Genomic DNA, 3655 nt, shown 5'->3' with positions numbered 1-3655 from the left:
CCGAGCGCGGCGCGGTAGCGGCGCAGGTCGGGCCGGGGACCGGTAGGCCACTGCGGGTCGGGCCGGTCGATCCGGACGTCCAGGTAGCGGCCCTGGTCGACCTGCTCGGCGAACAGCTTGAGCTGGAAGGTGGTGCGGGTCAGCTCGCCGTTCAGCCGCGCCGGGCCGAGGTGCGCCTCGGCGTCGGCGAGTTCGACCAGCTCGGCGCGGTGCTCCTCGAGCGCGTTCGCGACCGCGACCAGGGCCGAGGACCGGCTGCGGGGCGCGGCGGCCCACTCCGGCGCGGCCTCGGCCGCCGCCGTGACCACGGTGTCGACCACGGAGCCGACAGCGGTGTCGCTCACGGGTTTCTCCCTTCGGGGTTGGGGTCGGGGACGGCGTCCCCGGCGGAGCGGTTCTCCGCCGAGTGCCGGTACCCGTAGAAGGCGTACACGACCAGGCCGATGAGCATCCACACGGCGAACCGGACCCAGGTGACCCAGTCGAGGTTGGCGATCAGCCAGATCGCGAAGGCGATGCCGATCAGCGGGACGAGCGGGACCAGCGGCGTCCGGAACGAGCGCGGCAGGTCCGGGCGGGTGCGGCGGAGCACCACGATCGCCGCCGACACCACGATGAACGCCATCAGGATGCCGATGTTGGTGAGGTCGGCGGCCTCGCGGATCGGCAGCACCCCGGCGATGACCGCCGAGCCCGCGCCGACCAGCCAGATCACCCGGGTCGGGACGGCGCGGGTGGCGTGGTTGCGGGCGAACCAGGCGGGCAGCAGGCCGTCCCGGCTCATCGAGAACCAGACGCGGGTGACCGCCAGCATGTTCGCCAGCGCGGACGTGGTGATGCCGACGACCGCGCCGATCGCGACGACCGTGCCGAGCCAGGCGAACCCGACCGAGGCGAGCGCGCTGGAGAACGGGCTCTTGGTGTCGATCTCGGAGTACTTCACCATGCCGAGCAGCACCAGGCAGACCGCGACGTAGATGACGGCCGCGATGACCAGCGAGATGACGATCGCGCGCGGCAGCACCTTCTTGGCCTCGGCGCTCTCCTCGGCGGCGGCGCTCATCGCGTCGTAGCCGTACACGGCGAAGAAGGTGGTGGCCGCGCCGGAGATCGCGCCGCCGACACCGAACGGCAGGAACGGCGTGTAGTTGCCGCCGGAGATGTGGAACGCGCCGACGACGATGACCAGCGCGACGATGGCGAGCTTCACCACGACCAGGATCGTCTCGAAGCGCGCCGACTCCTTGGTGCCGCGCGACAGCACGAAGGCCAGCAGCAGGCACAGCAGCGCGGCGAACAGGTCCACCTTGTGGCCCGAGCCGGTGCCGGGCGCGCCGAGCATCCAGTCCGGCAGGTCCAGGCCTATCTGCCCGAACAGGTAGGACAGGTAGCCGGAGATCGCGATGGCGACGACCGCGACGATCGCGGTGTACTCCAGCAGCAGGTCCCAGCCGATGGCCCAGCCGACCAGCTCGCCGAGCGCCGCGTAGGAGTAGGTGTAGGCCGAGCCGGCCTTCGGGATCATCCCGGCGAACTCGGCGTAGCAGAGCGCGGCGGCGGCGCTGGCGACGATCGCGATGAGGAAGGAGATCATGACGCCGGGGCCGGCGTCCTCGTGCGCGACGACGCCCGCGAGCGAGAACACGCCCGCGCCGACGAGCCCGCCGAGGCTGAGCGCGACCAGCTGCCACAGGCCCATGGTGCGGCGCAGTCCGCCGGCCTGCTCCTCTTCGGACGTGTCGACCGGCTTCAGCCGGAACATTCCGGACCGCGACAGCAGCTTCGGCTGCGGGTCGAGCCCTGTTTCGGGCATGAGTCGGGACATGCGGGGCACCTCCGGGGAGGTCGAGGGGTGGAGACGGGGTGGGAAGGGAGGCCGGCCGGGCGGCGGGGGTCGCCGCCCGGCGCGCCAGGGCCTCGGACGAGGGCGCGGCGGAGGACCGGCCCCCGACGTCGGGGAGTGAAGCCGGACGTCGGAGAACGCGCCCCCGCGTCAGAGGACGAAGCCCTCGGGGAAGGGATCGCTCGGGTCGAGCGTGTAGGTGGCGGTCCCGGTGATCCAGGCCCGTCCGGAGAACTCGGGCAGGACCGCGGGCAGCCCGCCGACCTCGGTCGTGCCGGTGAGGCGGCCGGTGAAGCTCGTGCCGATGAACGACTCGTTGACGAAGCCGGCGCCCAGGGCGAGTTCGCCGCGCGCGTGCAGCTGGGCCATCCGCGCGCTGGTCCCGGTGCCGCACGGCGACCGGTCGAACCATCCGGGGTGGATCGCCATCGCGTTCCGGCTGTGCTCGGCGGTCGAGCCGGGCGCGAGGAACTGGACGTGCTTGCAGCCGCCGATCAGCTCGTCCTCGGGGTGGACGGGCCGGTTCCGCCGGTTGATCGCGTCCATGATGGCGAGGCCGGCCGTGAGGATGTCGTCCTTGCGGGCGCGTTCGAACGGCAGGCCGACCGACTCCAGGTCGAGGATGGCGTAGAAGTTGCCCCCGTACGCCATGTCGTAGGTGAGCGTCCCGTAGCCGGGGACGTCCACCTTCGCGTCCAGTTCGAGCGCGAAGGACGGGACGTTGCGCAGGGTGACCTTCTCGGCGCGGCCGTCCTTCACCGCGACGCGGGCCTCGACGAGCCCGGCCGGGACGTCCAGCCGGACCACGGTCTCCGGTTCGGTGACCTCGACCATGCCGGTCTCGACCAGCACGGTCGCGACGCCGATCGTGCCGTGCCCGCACATGGGCAGGAACCCGCTCGCCTCGACGTAGACCACGCCCCAGTCGGCGTCGTCGCGCAGCGGCGGCTGCAGCAGCGCGCCGCTCATCGCGGCGTGCCCGCGCGGCTCGTTCATCAGGAAGCCGCGCAGCCCGTCCAGGTGCTCGATCGCGTGCCGGCGGCGCTCCGCCATGGTCGCGCCGGGGATCGGCGCGACGCCTCCGGTGACGACGCGGGTCGGCATCCCCTCGGTGTGGGAGTCGACCGCGCTGATCGCGCGGGCCGCTCGCATCAGGCGGCCTTGCGCTGCTCGAGGGCGGCGATGGCGCGTTCCATGTCGGCGGTGACCCCGGCGCGGTGCTCGGCGGTGAGCGGGCCGCGCGGCGGGCGGCACGGGCCGCCGTACCGGCCGACCATCTCCATGCCGAGCTTGATGGCCTGGACGAACTCGGTGCGCGAGTCCCAGCGGAACGCGGCGACCAGCGGCTCGTACAGCGCCCGCGCCTCCTCCAGCTTCCCGGCGGTGGCGAGCTCGTAGAGCTCGGCGGACTCGGCGGGGAACACGTTCGGGAAGCCCGCGAACCAGCCGGTCGCGCCCATCAGCAGCGCCTCCAGGGTGACGTCGTCGGCGCCGGCGACGACCTCCAGGCCGGGGGCCTTCTCCTTGATCTCCAGGATGCGGCGGACGTCGCCGGAGAACTCCTTGACCGCGACGATCCCGTCGATCTGCGCGATCTCGGCGAGCAGGTCAGGGGTGAGGTCGACCTTGGTGTCGATCGGGTTGTTGTAGGCCATCACCGGCAGCCCGGCGGACGCGACCGCCTCGTAGTGCGCGATGATCTCGCCCCGGTTGGCGCGGTACATGGTCGGCGGCAGGCACAGCACGCCGTCCGCGCCGTCCTCGGCGGCGAGTTCGGCCCAGTGCCTGGCCTGGTGCGCGCCGGGGCCGTGC

Annotated in this window: 4 protein-coding genes; all 4 read right to left on the bottom strand. The window is 72.6% G+C overall.

The annotated features are described in order from the left end of the window. Positions 1-344 (bottom strand): aldehyde dehydrogenase family protein (locus AB0J52_RS31990; RefSeq protein WP_500186526.1); only part of this gene is annotated, 344 nt, incomplete at its 3' end. Next, entirely contained in the window at positions 341-1825 is a 1485-nt protein-coding gene (locus tag AB0J52_RS31985) for an amino acid permease (RefSeq protein ID WP_500186524.1), read from the bottom strand. The genes AB0J52_RS31985 and AB0J52_RS31990, both read right to left, overlap by 4 nt. Positions 1826-1993: 168 nt before the next feature. Continuing rightward, complete coding sequence (locus tag AB0J52_RS31980) at positions 1994-2995, bottom strand: proline racemase family protein (RefSeq protein ID WP_500186523.1); 1002 nt, start codon at positions 2993-2995, stop codon at positions 1994-1996. Then, a partial coding sequence (locus AB0J52_RS31975) for a dihydrodipicolinate synthase family protein (protein ID WP_500186522.1) occupies positions 2995-3655 on the bottom strand: 661 nt, incomplete at its 5' end. The genes AB0J52_RS31975 and AB0J52_RS31980, both read right to left, overlap by 1 nt.

The sequence above is a fragment of the Spirillospora sp. NPDC049652 genome (assembly GCF_040675125.1).
Classification (GTDB): Bacteria; Actinomycetota; Actinomycetes; order Streptosporangiales; family Streptosporangiaceae; genus Spirillospora.
Note: the sequence above shows the minus strand (reverse complement) of the source record. Positions and strands in the feature narration are given on the sequence as shown.

Excerpts from the sequence above, each read along its gene's own strand:
- AB0J52_RS31985 (WP_500186524.1), bottom strand. The coding sequence starts at position 1,825 with ATGTCCCGACTCATGCCCGAAACAGGGCTCGACCCGCAGCCGAAGCTG.
- AB0J52_RS31980 (WP_500186523.1), bottom strand. The coding sequence starts at position 2,995 with ATGCGAGCGGCCCGCGCGATCAGCGCGGTCGACTCCCACACCGAGGGG.